Source organism: Serratia sp. CY81684 (assembly GCF_052166595.1).
GTDB lineage: Bacteria > Pseudomonadota > Gammaproteobacteria > Enterobacterales > Enterobacteriaceae > Serratia > Serratia nematodiphila.
The window spans coordinates 1-26,167 of record NZ_JBJNOO010000009.1 but is presented as its reverse complement, the minus strand read 5'-3'; the positions used below and the strand labels follow the sequence as shown (position 1 = coordinate 26,167).

Annotated in this window: 23 protein-coding genes; 10 read left to right on the top strand and 13 right to left on the bottom strand. The window is 58.4% G+C overall.

Features of this window, described 5'->3' with window-relative positions; all coding sequences use genetic code 11:
• Nucleotides 1–42: 42 nt before the first annotated feature.
• Complete coding sequence (gene gltS, locus ACJ8QF_RS23240; RefSeq protein ID WP_442537891.1) at nucleotides 43–1,254, bottom strand: sodium/glutamate symporter; 1,212 nt, start codon at nucleotides 1,252–1,254, stop codon at nucleotides 43–45.
• Nucleotides 1,255–1,494: 240 nt separating this feature from the next.
• Here gltS and ACJ8QF_RS23235 point away from each other — a divergent pair, with 240 nt between their 5' ends.
• Nucleotides 1,495–2,895 carry a nucleobase:cation symporter-2 family protein gene (locus tag ACJ8QF_RS23235; protein ID WP_049278597.1) on the top strand — a complete coding sequence of 467 codons (1,401 nt, stop codon included), beginning with the start codon at nucleotides 1,495–1,497 and terminating at the stop codon, nucleotides 2,893–2,895.
• Nucleotides 2,896–3,023: 128 nt separating this feature from the next.
• A complete protein-coding gene (locus ACJ8QF_RS23230) occupies nucleotides 3,024–4,685 on the top strand; it encodes an AsmA family protein (RefSeq protein WP_442537890.1) in 1,662 nt (553 codons plus the stop codon).
• Nucleotides 4,686–4,722: 37 nt separating this feature from the next.
• Here the strand turns inward: ACJ8QF_RS23230 and fabY are convergent, their stop codons facing one another.
• The 5 genes from fabY to typA all read right to left on the bottom strand — a co-directional run bounded on the left by fabY (nucleotide 4,723) and on the right by typA (nucleotide 9,651).
• Nucleotides 4,723–5,670 (bottom strand): fatty acid biosynthesis protein FabY, encoded by a 948-nt coding sequence (fabY, locus tag ACJ8QF_RS23225; protein ID WP_004931235.1) that lies wholly within the window; start codon nucleotides 5,668–5,670, stop codon nucleotides 4,723–4,725.
• 21 nt (nucleotides 5,671–5,691) lie between these two features.
• Nucleotides 5,692–6,129: a D-aminoacyl-tRNA deacylase gene (gene dtd / locus ACJ8QF_RS23220; protein ID WP_015379450.1), complete on the bottom strand. Its 438-nt coding sequence runs from the start codon at nucleotides 6,127–6,129 to the stop codon at nucleotides 5,692–5,694.
• Nucleotides 6,126–7,019: a virulence factor BrkB family protein gene (locus ACJ8QF_RS23215; RefSeq protein WP_021504485.1), complete on the bottom strand. Its 894-nt coding sequence runs from the start codon at nucleotides 7,017–7,019 to the stop codon at nucleotides 6,126–6,128. Before ACJ8QF_RS23215 ends, dtd begins: the two co-directional genes overlap by 4 nt.
• 51 nt (nucleotides 7,020–7,070) lie before the next feature.
• Nucleotides 7,071–7,661 carry a glucose-1-phosphatase gene (yihX, locus tag ACJ8QF_RS23210; RefSeq protein WP_004931242.1) on the bottom strand — a complete coding sequence of 197 codons (591 nt, stop codon included), beginning with the start codon at nucleotides 7,659–7,661 and terminating at the stop codon, nucleotides 7,071–7,073.
• Nucleotides 7,662–7,827: 166 nt separating this feature from the next.
• Nucleotides 7,828–9,651, bottom strand: coding sequence for a ribosome-dependent GTPase TypA (gene typA / locus ACJ8QF_RS23205; protein ID WP_004931243.1), 1,824 nt, complete (start codon nucleotides 9,649–9,651; stop codon nucleotides 7,828–7,830).
• A gap of 370 nt (nucleotides 9,652–10,021) precedes the next feature.
• On the opposite strand from typA, the gene glnA reads away from it, so the two are divergent.
• The 4 genes from glnA to ACJ8QF_RS23185 all read left to right on the top strand — a co-directional run bounded on the left by glnA (nucleotide 10,022) and on the right by ACJ8QF_RS23185 (nucleotide 14,331).
• Nucleotides 10,022–11,431: a glutamate--ammonia ligase gene (gene glnA, locus ACJ8QF_RS23200; protein ID WP_025304715.1), complete on the top strand. Its 1,410-nt coding sequence runs from the start codon at nucleotides 10,022–10,024 to the stop codon at nucleotides 11,429–11,431.
• Nucleotides 11,432–11,625: 194 nt separating this feature from the next.
• Nucleotides 11,626–12,675: a nitrogen regulation protein NR(II) gene (gene glnL, locus ACJ8QF_RS23195; RefSeq protein WP_004931246.1), complete on the top strand. Its 1,050-nt coding sequence runs from the start codon at nucleotides 11,626–11,628 to the stop codon at nucleotides 12,673–12,675.
• 8 nt (nucleotides 12,676–12,683) lie between these two features.
• Nucleotides 12,684–14,096 (top strand): nitrogen regulation protein NR(I), encoded by a 1,413-nt coding sequence (glnG, locus tag ACJ8QF_RS23190; protein WP_015379452.1) that lies wholly within the window; start codon nucleotides 12,684–12,686, stop codon nucleotides 14,094–14,096.
• Between the two features lie 112 nt (nucleotides 14,097–14,208).
• Entirely contained in the window at nucleotides 14,209–14,331 is a 123-nt protein-coding gene (locus tag ACJ8QF_RS23185; protein ID WP_015379453.1) for a YshB family small membrane protein, read from the top strand.
• A 34-nt stretch (nucleotides 14,332–14,365) separates the two neighbouring features.
• Here ACJ8QF_RS23185 and hemN read toward each other — a convergent pair whose 3' ends face one another.
• On the bottom strand, nucleotides 14,366–15,739 hold the full coding sequence (gene hemN, locus ACJ8QF_RS23180; protein WP_280631092.1) for an oxygen-independent coproporphyrinogen III oxidase: 1,374 nt from the start codon (nucleotides 15,737–15,739) through the stop codon (nucleotides 14,366–14,368).
• Nucleotides 15,740–15,921: 182 nt separating this feature from the next.
• On the bottom strand, nucleotides 15,922–16,464 hold the full coding sequence (yihI, locus tag ACJ8QF_RS23175; RefSeq protein ID WP_015379455.1) for a Der GTPase-activating protein YihI: 543 nt from the start codon (nucleotides 16,462–16,464) through the stop codon (nucleotides 15,922–15,924).
• A 734-nt stretch (nucleotides 16,465–17,198) separates the two neighbouring features.
• Here yihI and yihA point away from each other — a divergent pair.
• Nucleotides 17,199–17,843: a ribosome biogenesis GTP-binding protein YihA/YsxC gene (gene yihA / locus ACJ8QF_RS23170; protein ID WP_004931258.1), complete on the top strand. Its 645-nt coding sequence runs from the start codon at nucleotides 17,199–17,201 to the stop codon at nucleotides 17,841–17,843.
• A 278-nt stretch (nucleotides 17,844–18,121) separates the two neighbouring features.
• On the opposite strand, the gene ACJ8QF_RS23165 is transcribed toward yihA, so the two are convergent.
• Nucleotides 18,122–18,169 carry a spot 42 RNA, inhibition of DNA synthesis gene (locus ACJ8QF_RS23165; protein ID WP_071892919.1) on the bottom strand — a complete coding sequence of 16 codons (48 nt, stop codon included), beginning with the start codon at nucleotides 18,167–18,169 and terminating at the stop codon, nucleotides 18,122–18,124.
• Between the two features lie 191 nt (nucleotides 18,170–18,360).
• The gene (gene polA, locus ACJ8QF_RS23160) at nucleotides 18,361–21,159 is read right to left on the bottom strand and encodes a DNA polymerase I (RefSeq protein ID WP_442537889.1); all 2,799 of its coding nucleotides are present in this window, start codon (nucleotides 21,157–21,159) and stop codon (nucleotides 18,361–18,363) included.
• Between the two features lie 497 nt (nucleotides 21,160–21,656).
• On the opposite strand from polA, the gene ACJ8QF_RS23155 reads away from it, so the two are divergent.
• Entirely contained in the window at nucleotides 21,657–22,553 is an 897-nt protein-coding gene (locus ACJ8QF_RS23155; protein ID WP_015379457.1) for an acyltransferase, read from the top strand.
• Nucleotides 22,554–22,595: 42 nt separating this feature from the next.
• On the opposite strand, the gene dsbA is transcribed toward ACJ8QF_RS23155, so the two are convergent.
• The 3 genes from dsbA to ACJ8QF_RS23140 all read right to left on the bottom strand — a co-directional run bounded on the left by dsbA (nucleotide 22,596) and on the right by ACJ8QF_RS23140 (nucleotide 24,603).
• Complete coding sequence (gene dsbA, locus ACJ8QF_RS23150) at nucleotides 22,596–23,219, bottom strand: thiol:disulfide interchange protein DsbA (protein ID WP_004931264.1); 624 nt, start codon at nucleotides 23,217–23,219, stop codon at nucleotides 22,596–22,598.
• A gap of 29 nt (nucleotides 23,220–23,248) precedes the next feature.
• Entirely contained in the window at nucleotides 23,249–24,235 is a 987-nt protein-coding gene (locus tag ACJ8QF_RS23145) for a serine/threonine protein kinase (protein WP_265261681.1), read from the bottom strand.
• Nucleotides 24,236–24,333: 98 nt separating this feature from the next.
• The gene (locus tag ACJ8QF_RS23140) at nucleotides 24,334–24,603 is read right to left on the bottom strand and encodes a YihD family protein (RefSeq protein WP_004931268.1); all 270 of its coding nucleotides are present in this window, start codon (nucleotides 24,601–24,603) and stop codon (nucleotides 24,334–24,336) included.
• A gap of 148 nt (nucleotides 24,604–24,751) precedes the next feature.
• Here ACJ8QF_RS23140 and mobA point away from each other — a divergent pair, with 148 nt between their 5' ends.
• Nucleotides 24,752–25,342, top strand: a complete 591-nt coding sequence (gene mobA / locus ACJ8QF_RS23135; RefSeq protein WP_004931270.1) for a molybdenum cofactor guanylyltransferase MobA — start codon at nucleotides 24,752–24,754, stop codon at nucleotides 25,340–25,342.
• The gene (gene mobB, locus ACJ8QF_RS23130) at nucleotides 25,339–25,857 is read left to right on the top strand and encodes a molybdopterin-guanine dinucleotide biosynthesis protein MobB (protein WP_033645632.1); all 519 of its coding nucleotides are present in this window, start codon (nucleotides 25,339–25,341) and stop codon (nucleotides 25,855–25,857) included. Before mobA ends, mobB begins: the two co-directional genes overlap by 4 nt.
• Nucleotides 25,858–26,167: the final 310 nt, after the last annotated feature.

Here is a 26,167-nt window from a genome sequence, read left to right as displayed (position 1 = left end):
GGGCGCCGACGGCGCCCTCTTCTTTTTTTCTGGCTCGCGATATCACCCCACCGCCGGGAACACCGGCAGCAGCAGATACAGCTTGATGACGATGGCATTGGCGATATCGATAAAGAACGCCCCCACCATCGGCACCACCAAAAACGCCACGTGCGACGGGCCGAAACGATCGGTGATCGCTTGCATGTTGGCGATCGCCGTCGGCGTGGCGCCCATGCCGAAGCCGCAGTGGCCGGCGGCCAGCACCGCCGCGTCGTAGTTCTTGCCCATCACCCGGTAGGTGACGAATATCGCGTACAGCGCCATCACCAGCGTCTGCACCGCCAGGATCGCCAGCATCGGCAGCGCCAGCGAGGCCAGCTCCCACAGGCGCAGGCTCATCAACGCCATCGCCAGGAATAGCGACAGGCTGACGTTGCCCAACACCGACACCGCCCGCTCGAACACGGTATAGAAGCCGGTGAAGGCCAGCGTGTTGCTGAGGATCACCCCGACGAACAGCACGCAAACGAAGTTCGGCAGTTCAAACACCGTGCCGCTCAGCAGGCCGGCAATCAACTGCCCCAGGCTCAGACAGATGGCGATCATGGCGATGGTTTCGATCATCACCAGCGAGGTGATGAGACGGCCGCTTTCCGGCTTCTCGAAGCCGCTCGGCTGCACGCTGTCATCCGGGGTGCCTTCCGGCGTGGAGGAGTGTTTGACCAGATAGCGCGCCACCGGGCCGCCGATCAGACCGCCCAGCACCAGGCCGAAGGTGGCACAGGCCATGGCGACTTCCGTCGCGTTTTCAAAACCGTAGCGCTCGATGAACAGCTTGCTCCAGGCCGCCCCGGTGCCGTGGCCACCCGACAGGGTGATCGATCCGGCAATCAGGCCCATCAGCGGATCCAGCCCCAGCATTTTCGCCATGCCGATGCCGATGGCGTTCTGCACGATAAGCAGCCCCAGCACCACGAACAGGAACACTACCAGCACTTTGCCGCCGGCGCGCAAACGCGCCAGGTTGGCGTTCAGGCCGATGGTGGCGAAGAAGGCCAGCATCAGCGGATCCTTCAGCGACATGTCAAAACTGACTTCCCAGTTGGCGAGCTTTTTCAGGGCTAACAGCAGAAGGGCCACCAGCAAACCGCCGGCGACGGGAGCGGGAATGGTATATTTTCGCAGCAGGGGAATGGTTCTGACGCACTTGCCCCCGAGGAGCAAAACCAGCGTCGCCGCGACTAACGTGCCATAAGTATCAAGATGAAACATCCAGGTACTCCATGTAAGGGAAAAGATCCAAATAAAAATAATAAGTTATAGAAAACCACTTAGTTTTTAAACTTGATGAGTGCAGGATTAGAAGTAAAAAACGCTGAGATGACAAGAAAAAATGAATGAAAATGCGACATAAACGGGAAAGTCAGCAACATAATATTTACGCGCAACCGTTTGCTTTTGCGGGGCGGGGCATTAAAATGCCTGCTTTGCCGTATCTGGAAACGCCACACCATGAGCATGTCATCCTCCGAGCTTGATGCCGCGCGCCAAGCCGCCTCAGAACCCCGCGCCAGTGAACTGATTTATCGCCTGGAAGATCGCCCGCCGCTGCCGCAAACGCTGTTTGCCGCCGGCCAGCATCTGCTGGCGATGTTCGTCGCGGTGATCACACCGGCTCTGCTGATCTGCCAGGCGCTGGGCCTGCCGGCACAGGATACCCAGCACATCATCAGCATGTCGCTGTTCGCCTCCGGTCTGGCTTCCATTCTGCAAATCAAAACCTGGGGACCGGTGGGTTCCGGGCTGTTGTCGATTCAGGGCACCAGCTTCAATTTCGTTTCGCCGCTGATCATGGGCGGTCTGGCGCTGAAAAACGGCGGCGCCGACGTGCCGACCATGATGGCCGCGCTGTTCGGCACGCTGATGGTCGCTTCCTGCACCGAAATTTTGCTGTCGCGCGTGCTGCATCTGGCGCGCCGCATCATCACCCCGCTGGTTTCCGGCATCGTGGTGATGATTATTGGCCTGTCGCTGATTCAGGTCGGTCTGACCTCGATCGGCGGCGGCTACGCCGCGATGAACGATCACAGCTTCGGCTCACCGAAAAACCTGCTGCTGGCCGGCGCGGTACTGGCGGTCATCATCCTGCTGAACCGCCAGCGTAACCCTTACCTGCGCGTCGCTTCGCTGGTGATCGCCATGGCGGTCGGCTATCTGTTGGCCTGGGCGATGGACATGCTGCCCGCCGACGCATCGGCAGCCCCCACGGCGGCGATCACTATCCCCACGCCGCTCTATTACGGCCTGGGCTTCGACTGGAACCTGCTGCTGCCGCTGATGCTGATCTTTATGGTCACCTCGCTGGAAACCATCGGCGACATCACCGCCACCTCTGACGTCTCCGAACAGCCGGTCAGCGGGCCGCTGTACATGAAGCGCCTGAAGGGCGGCGTACTGGCCAACGGCCTGAACTCGATGCTGTCGGCGGTGTTCAACACCTTCCCCAACTCCTGCTTCGGCCAGAACAACGGCGTGATCCAGCTGACCGGCGTCGCCAGCCGTTACGTCGGCTTCGTGGTGGCGCTGATGCTGATCGCGCTGGGGCTGTTCCCGGCGGTGGCCGGCTTCGTGCAGCACATTCCCGAGCCGGTACTGGGCGGCGCGACCATCGTGATGTTCGGCACCATCGCCGCCTCCGGCGTGCGCATCGTGTCGCGCGAGCGCCTGAACCGCCGCGCCATCATGATCATGGCACTGTCGCTGGCCGTCGGCATGGGCGTCTCTCAGCAGCCGCTGATCCTGCAGTTCGCGCCGGACTGGCTGAAAACCCTGCTCTCTTCCGGCATCGCCGCCGGCGGCATTACCGCCATCGTGCTGAACCTGGTGTTCCCGCAGGAACACGAGAAAAAGTAACCCGTCCATTGGCGTTCAAACGGCCGCTTGCGGCCGTTTTTTATTGTCTATCAGACCATTGCCCTTGAGATGCCCGGCCAATTGCGGCATAAACAGGGTATCTTTTTTGACCGATGCGGATGTAGACGATGAAATTTATCGGAAAGCTGTTGCTGACGTTGCTGCTGCTGACCGTGCTGGCGGCGGTGGTGCTGTATCTGGTGGGGCAAACCCGCTGGGCGGCAGGCCGCCTGAGCGCCTGGATCAGCGACAACAGCGAATACCGCCTGTCGATAGGAAAAATCACCCATTCGTGGCGCCAACTGGACCAGATCGCTCTGGAAGAAGTGCAGCTGGCCCGCAATGGCCAGCCGCAGGCGCTGGCCGCCAAACGCGTCGATCTCGGCCTCAGCCTGCGCCAAATCACCGAACCGCGCTATTTCCACAGCGTCACGCTGCGTGACGGCACGCTGAACGTGCAGCCGCAGACTGCTGCGCTGCCTGTACAGGCCGACGTGCTGCAGCTGAGCAACATGGCGCTGCAATCCAACGATAACGAGTGGCAGCTCAACGCGCAGCGGGTCAATGCCGGCATCACGCCGTGGCGCCCGCTGGCCGGCCATCTGCTGGGGGACAACAATCAGTTCCAGTTCAGCGCCGGTTCGATGACGCTGAACGGCATTCCCGCTTCGAAGGTGTTGGTGCAGGGGGAGCAAAAACAGGGCCAGCTGCTGTTGAACAATTTCGGCGCCGATCTGGCGCAGGGCGACCTGACCGGCGTGGCCAGCCGCGCCGCCGACGGCAGTTGGCAAGTGGATCGCCTGCGGCTGAGCGGCGTGCGCATGCAGACCCCGTTGACGCTGGCGGAATTCATGCAGCGCTTTACCACCCTGCCGCCGGTCACCCTCAAGCGTTTCGATCTGATCGATGCGCGCCTGGAAGGCAAGGCGTGGGCGTTTAACGATCTCGATCTGTCGCTGCAAAACGTCAGCATCGAAAAAGGCGACTGGCGCAGCGAAGACGGCTCGCTCAACGTCAATGCCAGCGATGTGATCAACGGCGGTTTCCACCTGATCGACCCGATCGCCACCCTGCGCCTCTCCTCCGCCGGCATCGCCATTCAGCAATTCACCACCCGCTGGGAAGGCGGGCTGCTGCGCACCTCCGGCAATTGGCTGCGCGCCGGCAAACGCCTGCAGCTGGATGAAGTGGCCATGGCGGCGCTGGAGTACACCCTGCCAATCGACTGGCGCGAGCTGTGGCTGAAACCGCTGCCGGACTGGCTGGCGGAGGTGTACGTCACCAAGCTGACCACCAACCGCAATCTGATTATCGATATCAACCCGGCATTCCCGTTCCAGATCACCGCGCTGGACGGTTACGGCAGCAACCTGCTGCTGGCGCGCGACCACCAGTGGGGCATTTGGTCCGGTTCGTTAAACCTGAACGGCAGCGAGGCCACCTTCAACAAAATCGACGTGCGGCGCCCTTCGCTGGCGCTGAACGCCGACGCCAACCAGATCGCCGTCACCGAACTCAGCGCCTTTATGCCCAATGGGCTGCTTGAGGCCAACGCGACCGTCGATCAGCTGCCGGGCAAGCCGTTCCAGCTGACGCTGCACGGCCGTTCGGTACCGCTCAATACCTTGCAGCAATGGGGATGGCAGCCGGTGCCGCTGACGGGCGACGGCAACCTTGAGCTGCAGTTGAAAGGGCTGTTGAACAGCGACGGGCCGTTCAAAGCTTCATTGAAGGGGACTCTGCAAGCCACCGCCGGCGACGGCCAGACGGTGAACCAACAGCTGCCGTAATCTATCGCGCGGCCCACCGCCAGGCAGGGCCGCCGTTTTACTCTTCCAGCGCTTCGGAACCGCCCTGATCCAGCGGCACATCCGGCTCGGCCGGCAACACCATGTAAGTGCCTTCGAACACCGCGCCCTTATCCTCATCGCCGAACAGATGCACTTCGGCGTGCACGCGCGCGCGGCGGCCTCGCGCCAGACGCGCCAAATCACCGCTTAGCGAACCGAGATCCGCCACCGCCCGCGGCCTGCCGGTGATCGGTTTGCTGTAGCGAATGTGCGCGTCCGCCAGAATGATAGTGCCACCGAGATGGCGCTCGCGCAGCAGCAGCCAAATCAGCCCCCAGGCGGTCAGCGTCGCCAGCGAGAACAGGCTGCCGGCAAACAGCGTATGGTGCGGGTTCTGGTTGCCGATCTCCGGCATGGTGGTGACGAAGCGCTGGCCGGTGTACTGGCTGATACGCACGCCCATCTTTTCGCTCAGGGGGATATGTTCATACCAGGCCTGCTGCAATTGGCCGCACCAATCGGGGCGATGCAGGATATCGTCCAGCGTCGCTACCGGTTTGATCATCAAAAAGTGGCGGATCGGGGTGGTCTGCGGCGCAGTGATCTCGCCCTGATTGACGAACCCCAGCTTGGCAAAGAAATCCACCGCATCTTCACGGGCGCTGCACACCACCCGCTTCACGCCTTCCTGCCGCGCGACGGACTCCAGCGTCATCGCCACCAACGTCCCCAGCCCTTTATCCTGCAGCGTCGGGTCTACCGCCAGAAAACGGATCGCCGCCTCGTTGTCGGCATTGATGTACAGCCGCCCGATGGCGACGATTTTACCGGCCTCGTCCACCACCATTTGGTGATGGGCCATGGCGTCATAGGCATCCTTTTCCGAACCCACCGGCTGGTGCAGCGGCTTGCGCAGCATTTCCCAGCGAAACTGGTAATACTCTTTCAGTTCTTGCTCTGTTACGGGTACTCGTAGGTGATACATAGACGCCTGTTCTCCGAATGCTTAGACCTGTAGCCAGAATGTCACCGGACCATCGTTGACCAGCGCCACCTGCATGTCGGCGGCGAACTCGCCGGTCTGGGTCTCTACGCCGCGTTCGCGGCACTGGCCAACAAAATATTGATACAACCGATCGGCTTCTTGCGGCGCGGCGCCGCGCGAGAAGCTGGGCCGCATGCCTTTGTGGGTGTCCGCCGCCAGGGTGAACTGCGAAACGACCAGCACGCTGCCCCCGGCCTGCTGGACGTTGAGGTTCATCTTGTCGTTCTCGTCGCCGAAAATGCGGTATCCCAACACGCGTTCGCACAGGCGCTGCGCTTTTTGCTCGTTATCGCCCTGCTCCACGCCCAATAACACTAACAAACCGGGGCCAATTTTGCCTACCGTCTCGCCACCCACCGTGACGCTGGCGTTTAACACCCGTTGAATCAACGCAATCATTCCTGCTGCCCTTCTGCTTTTGGTTCCTGTTGCTCCGCCTTCTGCCGGCGGTAGTCGCGATATTCGCCGATGGTCACGGTGATTTCCGCGCCAAGTAACACGATACACCAGCTCCAGTAGACCCACAGGAATAAAATCGGGATCACCGCCAGCACGCCGTAAATCAGCTGATAGGAAGGGAACATGGTGACGTACAGCGCGAATCCCTTCTTGCCCAGCTCGAACAGCAATCCGGCCACCACCGCGCCAATCAGCGCGTCTTTGGGCGGCACGCGCACCGTCGGCACGATGCAATACAGCAGCCAGAAGGAGATGCACGACAAAATCAACGGGAAGATGCGCAGCACCTGATCCACCAGGCCATTGACGCCGGTCTGCGCCAGCCAGTTGAGCGACAGCAGGTAAGAACTGATGGCCATGCTGGCACCCACCAGCAGCGGCCCCAGCGTCAGCACCATCCAGTACACGGCGAAGGAGAAGACGATCGGCCGTTTGTTCTTGCTGCGCCAGATGGTGTTCAGCACGCTGTCCACCGAGGAAATCAGCAACAGCGCAGTGACGATCAGCCCGCAGGTGCCGACGGCGGTCATCTTGTTGGAATTGGCGACGAACTGTTCCAGGTAGTTCTGGATCACGTTGCCGGCGGCCGGCACGAAATTGGAAAAGATAAAGCTCTTCAGCTGCTCGCTGATGTCGGAAAACATCGGGAAAGCCGCGAACAGCGCGAACACCACGGTGACCAGCGGCACCAGCGACAGCAGGGAAACATAGGCGAGATGGCCCGCCAACATCGTCAGGCCATCATGATCGATACGCTGATACAGCAGCCGTCCGAAGGTGACGCCGGGCTTAATCGCAGAGGGCAGCTTCTTGCGGCGGAAAAACGACATGGTCACTCCTTGATGTCCGTTGATACGCCTTAAGCTTAACGCGCCCTGCGCTCATTGAGCAAAATAGGCCGGCACCACGTCGCGATCGGTGACGTGCACCGTCTTGATCCCCAGCGCCTGCGCGGCGAGGACGTTCGCCGGGTGATCGTCGAAGAACACCGCGTCGGCGGCGGCGGTGTTTTCCGCGGCCAGCACATGTTGATAGATATCGGCCTCCGGTTTGCGCATGCCGAGATCTTGCGACAAATAGAGATGATCGGCGGCGGCGGCCACTTCAGGATAGTGCTGCGGCCAGTAGTTGCAGTGCAGACGGTTGGTGTTCGACAGCACCACCACCCGGTGGCCTTCGTTGCGCAGGCGCTGCATGATGTCGATCACTTCCGGGCGCAGCGCGACAAATACCGCCTGCCAGCCGGTGGCGAATTGTTCGAAGCTGAGCGCAATGCCCATTTCATCGCACAGCTTGCCGGCGAAGTCTTCATCGCTGATTTCACCGCGCTCATGTTGCTGGAACACCTCACCCATGGCGAAACGATCGGACAGCACCGCCAACGGCGTGCCGCTCAAATTGCTCCACACGCCCAGCACACGCTTGAAATCGATATCGACGATCACATTACCTAAATCAAAGATATACAGCATAGTCCTCTCCTGATGGGCCGGTGAGATTTCACTGTAGCGGGAAAAGGAACAGCTGAACAGGGAGCGAACGGAAAAGCGCATAGCGCGCCGCACAAACGGGGAACAACAGAGGAAAAAACTCAGGGCGCGAGAACCGCGCCCTAAGCATGAGACACTCAATCAGCGATTAAGCGTCTTTAGGACCGCGGCTGGCACGCTTACGATCGTTTTCCGTCAGGTGACGCTTACGGATACGGATCGAGGTTGGCGTCACTTCTACCAGTTCGTCGTCATCGATGAACTCCAGAGCTTGCTCCAGGGTCATTTTGATGGCCGGAACCAGGGTAGTCGCTTCGTCAGTACCGGAAGCACGCATGTTGGTCAGCTTCTTACCGGTCAGGCAGTTTACGGTCAGGTCGTTGGAACGTGAGTGAATACCGATGATCTGGCCTTCATACACTTCCGCACCGTGGCCCAGGAACAGCTTGCCGCGATCCTGCAGGCCGAACAGCGCGAACGCGACCGCTTTGCCTTGGCCGTTGGAGATCAGCACGCCGTTCTGACGCTGGCCCACTTCGCCCGGACGCACGTCGTCGTAGTGGCTGAAGGTGGAGTACAGCAGGCCGGTACCCGAAGTCATGGTCATGAATTCGTTACGGAAGCCGATCAGACCGCGGCTTGGGATCACGTAGTCGAGACGCACGCGACCCTTACCGTCCGGATCCATGTTTTTCAGGTCAGCTTTACGCTCACCCATCGCCTGCATCACGGAACCCTGATGCTGCTCTTCGATATCCAGCGTTACGTTCTCGAATGGCTCCTGCTTACGGCCATCGATTTCGCGGAAGATAACTTTCGGACGGGAAACCGCCAGCTCGAAACCTTCACGGCGCATGTTTTCGATCAGCACCGACAGGTGCAGCTCGCCACGACCGGATACGCGGAAGGCGTCCGCATCGTCGGTTTCTTCAACGCGCAGCGCCACGTTGTGCACCAGCTCTTTGTTCAGACGGTCAAGGATCTGACGCGACGTCACGTACTTACCTTCTTTACCGCAGAACGGCGAGGTGTTGACGTTGAAGAACATGGTTACGGTCGGTTCGTCGACGGACAGCGCCGGCAGCGCTTCTACGGCGTTGGTGTCGCAGATGGTGTCGGAGATGTTCAGCTCGCCCAGGCCGGTGATGGCGATGATGTCGCCCGCTTCCGCCAGGGTGCTGTCGATACGCTCCAGACCCAGATGACCCAACACTTTACCCACTTTACCGTTGCGAGTTTTGCCTTCGCTGTCGATGATGGTGACCTGCTGGTTCGGCTTCACTTTACCGCGCTTGATGCGGCCGATGCCGATAACGCCCAGGTAGTTGTTGTAGTCCAACTGGGAGATCTGCATCTGGAATGGCGCTTCCAGCTCAACCTGCGGCGCAGACACGTGGTCGACGATCGCCTGATACAGCGGGGTCATGTCTTCCGCCATGTCGGTGTGGTCGACACCGGCGATGCCGTTCAACGCAGAAGCGTAGATGATCGGGAAGTCGAGCTGCTCGTCGGTCGCGTCGAGGTTCACGAACAGGTCGAACACCTGATCCACAACCCAGTCAGGGCGCGCGCCAGGACGGTCAACCTTGTTGATGACCACGATCGGCTTCAGACCGTTGGCGAAAGCCTTCTTGGTCACGAAGCGGGTTTGCGGCATAGGGCCATCCATTGCATCCACAACCAGCAGCACCGAGTCAACCATCGACATCACGCGCTCTACCTCACCGCCGAAGTCGGCGTGTCCAGGGGTATCCACGATGTTGATACGGTAACCGTTCCAATTAATGGCGGTGTTTTTTGCGAGGATGGTAATCCCACGCTCTTTCTCCAAATCGTTGGAGTCCATTACGCGTTCGGTGGCTTCCGCACGCTCTCCGAAAGTACCGGATTGTTGCAGCAGCTTATCAACCAGGGTGGTTTTACCATGGTCAACGTGGGCAATAATGGCGATGTTACGCAAATTTTCGATCACAGCTTTGCCTCGGGCATTAGAAATAGCGCGCTATTGTACACGTATTAAGCGAGGGACTAAACAAGATCACAACCATCTCTTATAAACAACCGCGTACCGGTCAGTTTGTGATCCCTTTCACGGTGCAAAAAGCCGCAATCGTTGCACTTTTGCACCATTTCAGTGCCCACGCCCACCCCAATTGCACCATTTCGGTGCAATTTATCACTGATGGTGCATACTGTGGTTGGGTAAAACCCGCGCAGAAAGGCGATGAAAGCCTTTTTTAAAAGTTGGCACGCTTTTCGCTTTAGTCTTTTCAAGGCGAAAAAAAGCCAGTTCCACAGATTCGTTCCACGACGACGACAATGATAAACCGGGAGAGTTAAGTATGTCCGCTGAACACGTTTTGACGATGCTGAATGAGCATGAAGTGAAATTCGTAGACCTGCGTTTCACTGACACCAAGGGTAAGGAACAGCACGTGACTATCCCGGCTCACCAGGTAAACGCCGACTTCTTCGAAGAAGGTAAAATGTTTGACGGCTCCTCTATCGGTGGTTGGAAGGGCATCAACGAATCTGACATGGTGCTGATGCCGGACGCCAGCACGGCGGTTCTGGATCCGTTCTTCGAAGAACCTACGCTGATCATTCGCTGTGACATTCTCGAGCCGGGCACCATGCAAGGCTACGATCGCGACCCGCGCTCCATCTCCAAACGCGCCGAAGACTTCCTGCGCTCCTCCGGCATCGCGGACACCGTGCTGTTCGGGCCAGAGCCTGAGTTCTTCCTGTTCGACGACATCCGCTTCGGCAGCAGCATCCGCGGTTCCCACGTGGCCATCGACGACATCGAAGGCGCCTGGAACTCCGGCACAAAATACGACGGCGGCAACAAAGGCCACCGTCCGGCGGTGAAAGGCGGTTACTTCCCGGTTCCACCGGTCGACTCTTCGCAGGATCTGCGTTCCACCATGTGTCTGACCATGGAAGAGATGGGCCTGGTGGTTGAAGCGCACCACCACGAAGTGGCGACCGCCGGTCAGAACGAAGTGGCAACCCGCTTCAACACCATGACCAAGAAAGCCGACGAAATTCAGATCTACAAATACGTGGTGCACAACGTGGCGCACGCCTTCGGTAAAACCGCGACCTTCATGCCGAAGCCCATGTTCGGCGACAACGGTTCCGGCATGCACTGCCACATGTCGCTGTCCAAGAACGGCACCAACCTGTTCGCCGGCGACAAATACGGCGGCCTGTCTGAAACCGCACTGTTCTACATCGGCGGCATCATCAAGCACGCCAAGGCGATCAACGCGCTGGCCAACCCGACCACCAACTCGTACAAACGTCTGGTGCCAGGCTACGAAGCGCCGGTGATGCTGGCTTACTCCGCCCGTAACCGCTCCGCGTCCATCCGTATCCCGGTGGTCGCCAGCCCGAAAGCGCGCCGCATCGAAGCCCGCTTCCCGGATCCGGCGGCTAACCCATACCTGTGCTTCGCCGCGCTGCTGATGGCCGGCCTGGACGGCATCATCAACAAGATCCACCCTGGCGATGCCATGGACAAGAACCTGTACGACCTGCCGCCGGAAGAAGAAGCCGAGATCCCAAAAGTGGCCGGCTCGCTGGACGAGGCGATGGCCGCACTGAACGAAGACCGCGAGTTCCTGACCCGCGGCGGCGTGTTCACCGACGATGCGATCGATGCCTACATCGAACTGCGCAAAGAAGAGATGGACCGCGTTCGCATGACGCCACACCCGGTCGAGTTCGAACTGTACTACAGCGTCTAAGCCCTACCCGCGCCGTCTGCAAAGGCGGACGGTGCCCACAATTTTTGTTATCGCTTTTTTGTTGCCGTGGAAACTTTCAGCCCATCTTCGGATGGGTTTTTTTCTCCACCGTATTTTCTGCAAAACTATTCCATACCGCGTCGATCCCGGATGGAGTAGGATAGATGCACTAAAAAGGTGCAGGAGTCTGCTGTATGGCAACTGGCAAGCTGCCCGATGCTGGGCAGATCCTCAATTCACTCATCAACAGCATCCTGCTGTTGGATGACTCACTGGCGGTTCACTACGCCAACCCGGCGGCACAGCAGCTGCTGGCGCAAAGCTCCCGCAAGCTGTTCGGCACGCCGCTGCCCGATTTGCTCGGTTATTTTTCGCTGAACGTCTCTTTGATGCGCGAAAGCCTGCGCGCCGGGCAGGGCTTCACCGACAACGAAGTGACTCTGGTGGTCGACGGCCGCGCGCATATCCTTTCCCTGACCGCTCAGGCGCTGCCGGAAGGCTATATCCTGGTCGAACTGGCGCCGATGGACAATCAGCGCCGCCTGAGCCAGGAACAGCTGCAGCATGCCCAACAGGTGGCGGCCCGCGATCTGGTGCGCGGTTTGGCGCACGAGATTAAAAACCCGCTGGGCGGCCTGCGCGGCGCGGCGCAGCTGCTGGCCAAGGCGCTGCCCGATCCGGCGCTGACCGAATACACCAAGGTGATCATTGAGCAGGCCGATCGGCTGCGCAATCTGGTGGATCGCCTGCTCGGACCGCAGCGGCCCGGCCAGCACATCACCCAGAGCATCCATCAGGTCGCGGAGCGCGTCTGCCAGCTGGTGTCGCTGGAAATGCCGGATAACGTCACGCTGGTGCGCGACTACGATCCGAGCCTGCCGGAAATGGCCCACGACCCGGATCAGATAGAACAGGTGCTGCTGAACATCACCCGCAATGCGCTGCAGGCGCTGGGTGAGGCGGGCGGCACCATCACGCTGCGCACCCGCACCGCGTTTCAGATTACGTTGCACGGCACCCGCTACCGCCTGGCGGCGCGCATCGATGTCGAAGACGACGGCCCCGGCGTGCCGGCGCAGCTGCAGGACACGCTGTTTTACCCGATGGTCAGCGGCCGTGAAGGCGGTACCGGCCTGGGATTATCCATCGCCCGCAATCTGATCGATCAGCATTGCGGAAAAATTGAGTTCAACAGTTGGCCAGGTCATACCGAATTCTCGGTCTACCTGCCCATTCGTCAGTGAGGTTTGCAATGCAACGAGGGATAGTCTGGATCGTCGATGACGATAGCTCCATCCGCTGGGTGCTTGAGCGCGCGCTCACCGGCGCGGGCCTGAGCTGCGCCACCTTCGAAGGCGGCAATGACGTGCTGGAAGCCTTGGCCACGCAAACCCCCGACGTGCTGCTGTCCGATATCCGCATGCCGGGCATTGATGGTCTGGCGCTGCTCAAGCAGATCAAACAGCGCCACCCGATGCTGCCGGTGATCATCATGACCGCGCATTCGGATTTGGACGCCGCCGTCAGCGCCTATCAACAAGGGGCCTTCGACTACCTGCCGAAGCCGTTCGACATCGACGAAGCGGTGGCGCTGGTCGAGCGCGCCATCAGCCATTATCAGGAACAGCAGCAGCCGGTGCGCAGCCAGCCGGCCAGCGATCCGGCGGCGGACATCATCGGCGAAGCGCCGGCGATGCAGGACGTGTTTCGCATCATCGGCCGGCTCTCGCGTTCGTCGATCAGCGTGCTGATCAACGGCGAATCCGGCACCGGTAAAGAGCTGGTGGCACATGCGCTGCACCGCCACAGCCCGCGCGCCAAATCACCGTTCATCGCCCTGAATATGGCCGCTATTCCCAAGGATCTGATCGAGTCCGAGCTGTTCGGCCACGAGAAAGGCGCCTTCACCGGCGCTAACCAAATCCGTCAGGGGCGCTTTGAACAGGCCGACGGCGGCACGCTGTTCCTCGACGAGATCGGCGATATGCCGCTCGACGTGCAAACGCGCCTGCTGCGGGTGCTGGCGGACGGCCAGTTCTACCGGGTCGGCGGCTATGCGCCGGTGAAGGTCGACGTACGCATCATCGCCGCCACGCACCAGAACCTGGAGCTGCGGGTACAAGAAGGCAAGTTCCGCGAGGATCTGTTCCACCGCCTGAACGTGATCCGCGTACACCTGCCGCCGCTGCGCGAACGTCGTGAAGACATCCCGCGGCTGGCGCGCCACTTCCTGCAGATCGCCGCCAAGGAGCTGGGCGTCGAGGCCAAGAACCTGCATCCGGAAACCGAAACCGCGCTGACCCGCCTGCCCTGGCCGGGCAACGTGCGCCAGCTGGAGAACACCTGCCGCTGGCTGACGGTGATGGCCGCCGGGCAAGAGGTGCTGATTCAGGATCTGCCGGGCGAACTGTTCGAAACCGCCGCGCCGGAAAGCCCCAGCCACAGTCTGCCGGACAGCTGGGCCACGCTGCTGGCGCAGTGGGCCGATCGCGCGCTGCGTTCCGGTCATCAAAATCTGCTGTCGGAAGCGCAGCCGGAAATGGAGCGCACGCTGCTCACCACCGCCCTGCGCCACACCCAAGGGCACAAACAGGAAGCCGCGCGCCTGCTGGGCTGGGGGCGCAATACCCTCACCCGCAAGCTTAAAGAGCTGGGCATGGAATAGGAACGGGGTGGATGATGAAAAACGCAGTCCGGCGCACAAAAAAACGCCAACCACAGACTTTACAGCCGGCGCGGGCGCAGTATGATCGTGTCGCACACTCTGGAGGTTGACGATGCTGGACTCATTCATCGTATTCATTTCTCAGGGCGCGGAGCTGGGCTCCGCCGCCAGCCACACCCCGCAGGCGGCGGTCGCCGCGGTGTTGTGCGCCGCGCTGATTAACTTCTTCAGTTAAAAAAACAGCCGCATCAGCGGCTGTTTTTTCATCCTCAGATCACCCGAGAGAACTGCTGGCTGCGCGCCTGTTGCCGCAGATAGCGGTCGAAGCACATGCAAATATTGCGGATCAGCAAGCGCCCGCGCGGCGTGACGCGAATGCCCTGCTCGTCGCGCTCCACCAGCCCATCGCGTTCAAACGGCGCCAGCAGTTGCAGGTCTTCGGCGAAGTAAGCGGTGAAATCGATGCCGTATTGCCGTTCGAGCGGCTGATACGCCAACCGGAAGTTGCAGATCAGGGTTTTGATCAGATCGCGCCGCAGACAATCGTCGTCCGTCAGCGCCAGCCCGCGCCACAGGGCGTTGCCCTGCGCCGGTACGCTCTCATAGTAATGCTTCAGCTCTTTCTGATTCTGCGCATAGCTGTCGCCGAGCATGCTGATGGCCGACACGCCCAACCCCAGCAGATCGCTGTCGCCCTGGGTGGTGTAGCCCTGGAAATTGCGGTGCAGCTTGCCTTCGCGTTGCGCAATCGCCAGCTCATCGTCCGGGCGTGCAAAGTGATCCATACCGATGAACTGATAGCCGGCGTCAGTCAGGAACGCGATGCTCTGCTGCAGGATATCCAGCTTCTGCTGCGCGCTGGGCAGATCGGCGTCTTTGATTTTGCGCTGGGCGGCGAATAAATTCGGCATATGCGCGTAGTTGAACACGCTGAGGCGATCGGGATTCAGTTCAGCCACCCGCTGCAGGGTGAAGGCGAAACTTTCCGGCGTCTGTTTCGGCAGGCCGTAGATCAGATCGATATTGGTCGAGCGGAAGCCCAGCGCTTTGGCCCGCTCGATCAGGGCGAAAATGAAGGCTTCATCCTGCTCGCGGTTGACCAACTGCTGCACCTGCTTGTTGAAATCCTGCACCCCCATGCTCAAACGGTTAAAGCCTTCGGCGCGTAAATGATCGAGCACATCCAGCGCTATCTCGCGCGGATCGACTTCGATCGACATCTCCGCATCGGGCAGAAAATCAAAATGTTCGCGCAGCAGCGCCACCAGCCGGCTGATTTGCGCTTTATCCAGATAGGTTGGCGTACCGCCGCCCCAGTGCATCTGACCGACCTTGCGGCCGGCGAACAGCGGCGCACGGCTGGCGATCTCTTGCGCCAAGACATTCAGGTATTCGTCGGCCTTGTGCGTCTGACGCGTCACCAGTTTGTTGCAGCCGCAGAAATAGCACAGCTTATGGCAGAAAGGGATATGCACATACAGCGACAGCGGGCGCTCAGGGTAGCGCGCCGCGGCGCGTTGAAACGCCGCTTCGTCGTAGCGCTGGTTAAATTCCAGCGCCGTGGGGTATGAGGTATAACGCGGCCCTGAGTAGTTATATTTTTGGATCAGGGCCAAATCCCAGACAATCGTCTGCTCTGACATGCTCACTCCTTCCGATATCTTTTTCTACCGGGCCGGGAGAGGGGCGGTTGTCTGCGCTGTCTGGCCACGGAAGCGCTGCGAAAACGCGCTTTGCGCTTAGACAGCCCCCATAGTTTACCGAATAACCACAGCAGATAACACATCAAGAGTAGGGCTATTGTCGGGATCAGCCACATGGCGCGTTAAAAAGCGTCCTTCGGGTTGCCGCCTTTCAGCAGCTTCAGAATATCTTCCTGCTTCTCTTCTTCTTCCTCATCGTCTTCATCGCCCAGCTCGATGCCCAGCACGTCCATCAGCACATCGATGCGATCCAACGTCTTGTCGACATACGCCTGCTCTTGCGCGTTCAGCGTTTCGCCATCGTCGATGCGATCCAGCAGCGCGTTCAGGCGTTCGTCATTTTCCAGCTTCGCCAGCTCTTCTTCCGGCGACAGGCGCGGTTTCGCTTCGGCCTTTGGCTTCGGTTGCGGTTTAGCCTTCACTTTGGTTTCATCGACCACCAGCGCAACCGGCACTTTACTACCGATACGCGGATCTTTGGCTTCCGCCGCCGATTTGTTTTTCTGGCTGCCGGACTCGACCTGAGTGCGTGAACCGGAAGCGTGGCCGCGGCGTTTTTTCAGGCGTTTGCGCTCGCGCGCTTCCTGATCGAGCTCCATACGGCTTTTCTTTTTCGTTTTTGACTTCGCCGCGCTGCCGCGAGGTGCTTTTGATGGCTGGTTCATAGCGTGTGCTCTTAGGTATGTAGATTCAGTATAGAATTGCGGCGGAATCTAGCAGAAAGCGGACAAAGAAAAAAGGCGGCAGGTTAAACCTGCCGCCTATTTCGCACCTTCTTGCGAAGGGTATTCCTGTTACGCGCTCCTTGCGTACATGCAACATCCCGGTTTTTCCTTCTGCTATAACCGCATTCCCTGCCACTACGTCCTTCATCCTGAAAGGAAAATCGTCCATGGCGCAATCCATTCGCATCCGCTCTTCCCAAGCGCGCTTCCTGCGGGCATCCAAACTGCCGATACTTCACCATCCGATGTGCCTGCCGCCTATTCCGGTGCGAAAGGGTCACTTCCTTTTGCGTTCATCCTGGCACTCATTGCACACCCTGTGCATTCCCTGAGATTTGTCATCCTTCCCGGATGTTCCCTAATCCTGCGCAACCCTGCGTTAACGAGTACTTTACGTTATTGTTGCGAAGGCTCAAGGCACCTGACGCCGATTTGACTGACATTTCCACACAACGAAAAAACAACATGTTGTTTTTAAAATAAAAACAGAAATATTACTTTCGAATAAAGCGACATTACCCGCGATTCGAATGGCAAATGTCTCACAACGTATGGTCGGCTTAACTGTCGTTTTATCGCGCCCCGCCGCTTAAAAACGGAGAAACACGCCATTTTTACCGCTGATGCAGTTATAATCGCCAACCAGTTAGCCATCCTCACGGAGACGAAAAATTTTGACCAGCAAGAACTACAACTATCATGTGACCCATTTCGTCACCAGCGCACCCGATATTCGCCATCTGCCGGGGGATGCAGGAATTGAAGTCGCCTTTGCCGGCCGTTCCAACGCCGGTAAATCCAGCGCGCTGAATACGCTGACCAACCAAAAAAGCCTGGCGCGCACCAGTAAGACGCCGGGGCGCACCCAGCTGATCAACCTGTTCGAAGTGGAAGACGGCATTCGTCTGGTCGACCTGCCAGGTTATGGCTACGCCGAAGTGCCGGAAGAAATGAAGCGCAAATGGCAACGCGCGCTGGGCGAATATCTGCAGATGCGTAACAGCCTGAAAGGACTGGTGGTGCTGATGGATATCCGCCATCCGCTGAAAGATCTCGACCAGCAGATGATCCAGTGGGCGGTCGACGTCGGCACGCCGGTGCTGGTGTTGCTGACCAAGGCCGACAAGCTGGCCTCCGGCGCACGCAAGGCGCAGCTCAACATGGTGCGTGAAGCGGTGCTGCCGTTTATGGGGGATATCCAGGTCGAAGCCTTCTCATCGCTGAAAAAGATCGGCGTCGACAAGCTGCGCCAAAAGCTGGACACCTGGTTTAACGAGATCCCGCCGGAAGTGCTGCCGGAAGAGGACATCGGCGAATAAGCCCCGATCGCACGCTTGAGCCGATGCCTTACCGCATCGGCTTTTTTATGCCCGCAGATCGGCCGCAGGCGGGATTTTTTGTTATCTAATTACACTTTTGAAATAAAGCCATCATAAAGACTTATCGCCAAAACGGGCTTGTTTCGCCGAATTACGCGGATTGAGGGAGCGGAAGCTGAAATGAAAAGCGGGGCCGAGCGATAGGAAAAACGTATGGCTTTCTGCTGTTTTTACAATAAAAAACGCCCCAGTCAATACTGACTGGGGCGGCTAAATATTCAGCCAAATCCGATTACGTGAAGTAAAAGGTCTGAAAGATAGAACATCTTACCTCTGTACCCTACGCCTGTAACTCTACATCATTTTTTCGCAGGGAAAAAGAATTTTTTGTAGTTTACTTACACAATTTGCGGCGCAAGAACGGCGAAGTTGGGGAAACTATCGCCGCATCTTGTAGCTTAATTACGAAAAGTGCTTAGCTTCTCGCCAGTTAGCGCATACGGCGATAACCCGGCGATCAGTGCGCTTCATCCCAGTTCATGCCGACGCCCACATCGACCTTCAGCGGCACCGCCAGGGCCATGCTGCCTTCCATCAGTTGGCGGATGCGCTGGCTGGCTTCTTCGATCACCGATTCATGCACCTCGAACACCAATTCATCGTGTACCTGCATGATCGCGCGCACCAACGGCTTCTCCTGCCCTTGCAGCCAGGCGTCGACCTCGATCATCGCACGCTTGATGATATCGGCTGCCGTGCCCTGCATCGGGGCGTTGATGGCGGCGCGCTCGGCCGCCTTGCGGCGCATGGCGTTGCTGGAGCGGACGTCCGGCAGATACAGACGGCGGCCGTCCAGCGTGCTGACATAGCCCTGCTCGGAAGCCTGCTGACGGGTGCGCTCCATGTAATCCAGCACGCCCGGGTAACGCTCGAAGTAGAGATCCATATAGCGCTGGGCTTCCCCACGCGGGATCCCCAACTGACGCGCCAGGCCGAAGGCGCTCATGCCGTAAATCAAACCGAAGTTAATCGCCTTGGCGCTGCGGCGCTGCTCGCCGGTCACTTTATCCAACGGCACACCGAAAACTTCCGACGCCGTGGCGCGGTGAATGTCTTTCCCTTCGGCGAAGGCCTTCAGCAGCCCCTCATCCTGTGACAGATGCGCCATGATGCGCAGCTCGATCTGCGAGTAGTCGGCCGCGACGATGCGGTAGCCTTCCGGCGCAATAAAGGCCTGGCGAATGCGCCGCCCTTCTTCGTTGCGCACCGGGATATTCTGCAGGTTCGGATCGCTCGAGGAGAGGCGGCCGGTGGCAGTCACCGCCTGATGGTACGAGGTATGCACCCGGCCGCTGACCGGATTGATCATCAACGGCAGCTTGTCGGTATAGGTGGTCTTCAGTTTCGCCAGGCCGCGGTATTCCAGGATCACCTTCGGCAGCGGGTAGTCCAGCGCCAGCTCGGCCAGCACCTCTTCGTTGGTGGACGGCGCCCCGCCCGGGGTTTTCTTCAGCACCGGCAGCTTTTGTTTTTCGTATAGGATCGCCTGCAGCTGCTTGGTCGACGCCAGGTTGAACGGCTCTTCCGCCAGCTCGTGGGCCTGCGCCTCCAACTCTGCCAGACGCTTGGCCAACTCCTGGGAGTGGGCCGACAAAATGGCCGGATCGATCAGCACCCCGGTGCGTTCGATATGCGACAGCACCGGCAGCAGCGGCATTTCAATCTCATTGAATACCGTCAGCAGTTCCGCGCTCTGTTTCAGCTGCGGCCACATCGCCAGGTGCAGCTGCAGCGTGACATCGGCGTCTTCGGCGGCGTAAGGCGCCGCCTGCTCCAGCGCGATCTGATTGAACGTCAGCTGGTTTTTGCCCTTGCCGGCGATCTCTTCGAAGGTGATGGTTTTGTGGCCAAGATAACGATCGGCCAGGCTGTCCATATCGTGACGGCCGCCGACGCTGTCCAGCACATAGGACTCCAACATGGTGTCGTAGGCGATGCCGCGCATCTCGATGCCGTAGCGCGCCAGCAGGCTCATGTCGAACTTCAGGTTTTGCCCGACCTTGAGCGCCTTCTCGTCTTCCAGCAGCGGCTTGAGCGCCTCCAGCACATAAGCGCGATCCAGCTGCGCCGGCGCATCCAGATAATCGTGCGCCACCGGCAAATAGGCCGCTTCGCCCGGCGCGATCGCGAAGGACAGGCCGATCAGGTTGGCGGTCAGGGTATCCAGACCGTCGGTTTCGGTATCGAAGGCAAACACGTCGGCCTTTTTCAGCCGCGCCAGCCAGTCGGTAAAGGTCGCTTCATCCAGGATAGTGACATACCCGTCCTGGGACAGCTTGCCTTCCGCCAAGGCTTTCGGCGCTTCCACGGCGGCTGCCGGTTTGGCGACACCGGCAGCTTTCGCGCCCGCGCCTTTCTTGTTTTCCAGCCAGACGCCGGCTTCCACGTCCGCCAGCCAGCGTTTGAACTCGTACTGTTTGAACAGCTGTTGCAGCGTATCGACATCCGGCTCGGAGACCGTCAGGTCCGCGCAGGTCAGATCCAGTTCGACGTCGGTTTTGATCGTCGCCAGCTTATAGGAGAGGTACGCGACCTCTTTGTTCTGCTCCAGCTTGGCCGCCATGGTTTTGGCGCCGCGGAAGCTCAGCGTGGCGATGTTCTCCAGATTGCCGTACAGCGCATCCAGCCCGCCGATCCCCTGCAGCAACGCCTGGGCGGTTTTCTCGCCCACGCCCGGCACGCCGGGAATGTTGTCCGATGAATCGCCCATCAGCGCCAGGAAGTCGATGATCAACTCCGGCGGAATGCCGTACTTGTCGCACACTTCCTGCGGGCCGAGGATCGTGTTGTTCATGGTGTTGATCAGGGTGACGTTCGGCGTCACCAGCTGCGCCATGTCTTTGTCGCCGGTGCTGATCAGCACCGCATGGCCGGCCTTTTCGGCCTCCAGCGCCAGCGTACCGATAACGTCGTCCGCCTCAACGCCGGGTGTCACCAGCAGCGGCAGGCCCATCGCTTTGACCATGCTGTGCAGCGGCTCGATCTGCGCGCGCAGATCGTCCGGCATCGGCGGCCGGTGTGATTTGTATTCAGCGAAGAGATCATCGCGGAAGGTTTTCCCTTTGGCATCAAACACCACGGCAACGTGGCTCGGTTGATACTGCAGCAGCAGGCTGCGCAGCATATTCAGCACGCCGTACATCGCGCCGGTCGGCTCGCCCGCCGAGTTGGTCAGCGGCGGGAAGGCGTGATAAGCGCGGTAGAGGTAGGAGGAACCGTCAACCAGGATTAGTGGGTTTTCTGCAATCTGGGCCATAGCGTTTCTTTATCGTGATCGGACATAGAGGTAAGCATGCCATAGCTGGCCGCCGGAGACGAACCTTAGCGTGCATTGCGGACGAAAATGATGTGATTGTGTGCGAGGATCCGCAAGATCTTACCTGTGGATAACTTTGTGCATAGAAAAGAGACCGAATTATAACGCTGCGATTATCGTTATAACGGCGAATAAAATTCCTATTTAAATCACCGCGTTAAAAGAACGAATTCCGGCGACGCTTTATTACTGGCATTTATTGAATTTGTGGATATAACTTTCGCCGGATTTTAATCGCACTATTAATCAAATTCGGCGCCTCAATTACCATAGCACAAGCTGGACAAGTTGCACGAAAACTCAGCAAATGGTTATCCATCGAGACGAAAAACAGTGATTTTTAGCGGCGCTTTACCCCGGCGATTTCTGTTAAAATGCGTTTTTGTTCATGCGCTTTGGCATGCAACGATGTTCCCAACAACCGTCAGCCCATAATCATGCCAAGATTGTTAACGCCTGTTATCTTTATCATTTCCGTCATACTTACCATTCTGGTGACGGTGTTGTGCTCCATCCCCATCACGCTGGCCGGCATCGTGAAACTCCTGGTGCCCATTCCCGCCGTCTGGCGATATATCTCGGCTTTCGCCGATTTCATGATGTGGTGTTGGTGCCAAGGGCTGGCGCTGTTATTGCGCATTAACGGGCAATTGCGTTGGGATATTGAAGGGCTGGAAGGGTTGGATCGCAAAAACTGGTATCTGCTGATCAGCAACCACGAAAGCTGGTCGGACATTGTCGTGTTATGCGTGCTGTTCAGAAATCATATTCCAATGAATAAGTATTTCCTCAAGCAACAGCTCGCCTGGGTGCCTTTTGTCGGCCTGGCCTGCTGGGCGCTGGATATGCCATTCATGAAGCGTTATTCCCGCGCCTATTTGCTCAAGCACCCGGAAAAACGCGGCAAGGATATCGAAACGACGCGCCGTTCCTGCGAAAAATTCCGCCAGCGTCCAACCACCATCGTCAATTTCGTCGAGGGTTCGCGCTTCACTGAAGCCAAGAAAATTAAAAGCAATTCGCCGTATCGCAATTTGCTGGCGCCCAAAGCCGCCGGCATCGCGTTTACGCTCAGCGCGCTGGGTAATCAGTTCGACAAAGTGTTGAACGTTACTCTGCTCTATCCGGAAAATAACCAGCGGCCTTTTATGGATATGCTGTGTGGGCGGCTGACGCGTATCGTGGTGAGAATAGAGACGCTGCCGATCGATGAAACCCTGCACGGCGACTACTTCAACGACAAACAGTTCAAGCGGCGCTTCCAGCTGTGGCTGAATACGCTGTGGCAGGAAAAAGACCGGTTGCTGGATAAATTGAAGCGGCAATACGGATAAAAAAACGCCGGCGATGCCGGCGTTTTTCATGTTGAATCAGGCTTATTTCTGCTGGCTGAGGAATTTAACCACATCGGCGAACTGCTTCACGTAAGCGTCCATCGAGCTGGTGTCCAGGCCATCGTTTTTAACCATGTATTTGCCGTTGACGAATACCGCCGGCACGCCGCGCAGCTGCAGATCTTCTGCGGCTTTCTCCTGTTGAACCACCAGAGATTTCACCACGAAGCTGTTCCAGGCCGCGTCATAATCTGCGGCGGTCACGCCCGCTTTCACGAAGACGTTGCGGATATCGTCCGGCGTTTGCACGGTCTGGGTTTTCTGCACCGCTTCAAACATCAGCGGGCTCACCTTGTCTTCCACGCCCAGCGCCATCGCCACCGCCCACGCCTGAGTCAGCTGTTTGCCCAACGGCCCCAGGAACTCCACGTGGTACTTGGTCATTTTGGTGCCGGCAGGCAGCGCTTTCTTTACGTTCTCAGACACATGATAGACCTGCTCGAACTGGTAGCAGTGCGGGCAGTAGAAGGAGAAGAACTCCAACACCTGCGGCTCGCCGGTCACCGGTTTGTCCAGAGTCACATACTGAGCGCCATCGCTAAACTGTGCCGCCGAGGCACTGAATGCCATCACCATGCCAACGAGCGCCAACCATATTTTTTTCATAAGACTAAACTCTCCATTGTGTTAAAGCTTCAATACATTGGCGTCAGCTGCAGAGGGGGCTCCTGCAACAGCTTAACCTGTTCGGTGAAGGCCGCAGTCTGAGACAACCAGAAATCAGACTCCGCCATCCACGGAAAACTCTTAGGGAAGGCCGGATCCTGCCAGCGGCGAGCGACCCAGGCCAGGTAATACACCATGCGCATCGCCCGCAGTGGTTCAATCAACGCCAGCTCGCGCTGATCGAACTCGGCAAATTCGCTATACGCTTCCAGCAAGACATCCAGCTGCATCAGTTGATCGCGACGTTCGCCGTGCAGCAACATCCACAGATCCTGCACTGCCGGGCCGTTGCGCGCGTCATCAAGATCGACGAACAGCGGGCCATCGCGCCACAGAATATTGCCCGGATGGCAATCACCGTGCAAACGGCGCGGCTGCCAGTTCAGATGCCAGTGCGACTTGATCGCCGCAATCAGATTATCCGTCGCCTGCAGGAACGCGTCACGCTGCGTTGCCGGTAGCAGCTCGCAATCGGCCAGCACCTGACGCGGGACGGTGAGGTACTCTTCAATCCCCATCGTTGGCCGCTCAGCGAACAAACGCTCACCGCCGACCTGGTGGATACGCCCCAGAAAACGGCCCACCCATTCCAACTGATCCAGATTGTCTATCTCGTATTGCCGGCCCCCCACGCTGGGGAACAGGGCAAAGAAAAAGCCGCCGTGCGTATGCAGCGTAGCGCCTTGCAGCGCCAACGGCGCCACCGCCGGGATCTCTGCGCCGGCCAGATCCAGAGCGAACTGATGTTCCTCACCGATCTGTGCGGCGCTCCAGCGCTCCGGGCGGTAAAACTTCACCACGTAGCGCCGGCGATCTTCGTCCATAAACTGATAGACGCGGTTCTCGTAGCTGTTCAGTGCCGTCAGGCCGGAATCGACGCGCAGGCCAACTCCTTCTAGCGCGTCCATAATCAAATCGGGCGACAGGGTTTCGAAATTAAAAGCAGAGTTATTCATAACGTTCGTTTGATCGCTGACAGCACGGTGCCGGGAATGAGAAATAGTAGCATTAATGGCGCATTTCACGCGCTATGCTTTCTCGCACCGCACGAGGATCAGTCCTTGATAACGCCGCGAGCGCGCAGCAGCGCCGTTTTAAAATCTTCTTCGTAATCTTTCTTCAGACCCGGGATCTGATCCGTGCCGGCGCTACCGCGCATTTTCAGGTGATAAATGAGAATATCGTCGCTCAGTTCGGACAACTCGCCCTGGAAGCCCGCTTCCTTCGCCAGCTTTTGCAAAAACTGCATCAAATTGAGATCGGGATCTTCCTGCCAGGCCGGGTGCAACAGCTCGATCAACTCGTTTACGCGATGCGTTTTCATCTCAATATCGTCCAATAGCATGAATAAACTCACAAAGTAACAGGCTTACCCACACAGTGAAAGAACCGGCTTGTCAATAAAGGTAAATCCTGATGTCACGCCTGCTTTAGCGCTACAATCAGCCCATCGACAAGGCGGGATAAACGAGATGCATAAAGAAATCAGCGGCGTCATTTTGGCCGGTGGACGGGCCACGCGTATGGGCGGTGAAGACAAAGGCCTGGTGTCGATTGGTGGTATCGCACTCTATCAACACATATTGGCTCGGTTACGGCCGCAGGTGGCTTCCATCGTCATCAGCGCCAATCGCAATCAGGCATGTTACCAGGCGAGCGGTTTGCCGGTGATTGGCGATCTGACGCCCGATTTCGCCGGGCCGTTGGCCGGTATGCTGGCCGGACTCAAGCAATCTTCCAGCGAATGGGTGGCCTTCGTCCCTTGTGACGTCCCCGACTTTCCCGCTGACTTAGTGGCACAACTCTGGCGGCAAAAAGGCGCAGCGCCGGCTGCCTTTGCCAGCGATGGCGAGCGAGATCACCCTACGCTGGCGTTACTGCATACCCAAATAGCGCCGCAGCTGGCTGACTATCTGGCGCGCGGTGAACGCAAGCTGATGCTGTTCTTGCATCAGATTAACGCACAACGCGTGGTGTTCAGCGGACAACAAGCGGCATTTCATAACCTGAATACGCCGGAAGACTGCCGACATTGGCAGCAAACACGAGAGTTAAAGAAATGAATCGTTCATTGCCCCCCTTGCTGGCCATCGGCGCCTACAGCGGTACGGGAAAAACCACCCTGCTCAAACAGCTGATCCCGTTGCTGAAACAACGCCAGGTAAGGATTGGACTGATCAAACATACGCATCACGATATGGATGTGGATACGCCGGGTAAAGACAGCTATGAGTTGCGTAAAGCGGGCGCCGAGCAAACGCTGGTCGCCAGCGATCGCCGCTGGGCATTAATGACCGAAACGCCGGAGCAACAACCTTTGGATCTACGCTACCTGGCAGAGCGTTTTGATGCCGATAAGATCGATTTGATTCTTGTTGAAGGGTTTAAACATGAGCCGGTCAGCAAAATCCTGCTTTATCGGGCCGAGATCGGCAAACCGTTGGAAGACATGTTGGATCAGTTTGTCATGGCGGTAGCCAGCGACCGACCACTATCCATCTCAGCTAAGCAGCTGGATCTCAATCAACCGGAAAGCATCGCCGACTTTATTGTCGAGTGGTTGAAAGGCGCAGCGTAGCTGCGCTTTTTTACGTTTTACGCACAGCAAAAAGCCCTGAACGTCAGTTCAGGGCTTTCGGCTTTATTTGATGCCTGGCAGTGTCCTACACAATTCGTCTCATCCTGAGACTCTCCCCTCCGGGGCCGCCGCACGCGGCGTTAAGGCCCGTTCCCGACGGGCCTTTCGCATGCCCATGCTCGAGCAGAACGCCAGATAACAGACAAAACAAAAAGCCCCATGCTTTCGCATGAGGCTTGTTGTTTTATTTGATGCCTGGCAGTGTCCTACTCTCGCATGGGGAGACCCCACACTACCATCGGCGCTACGG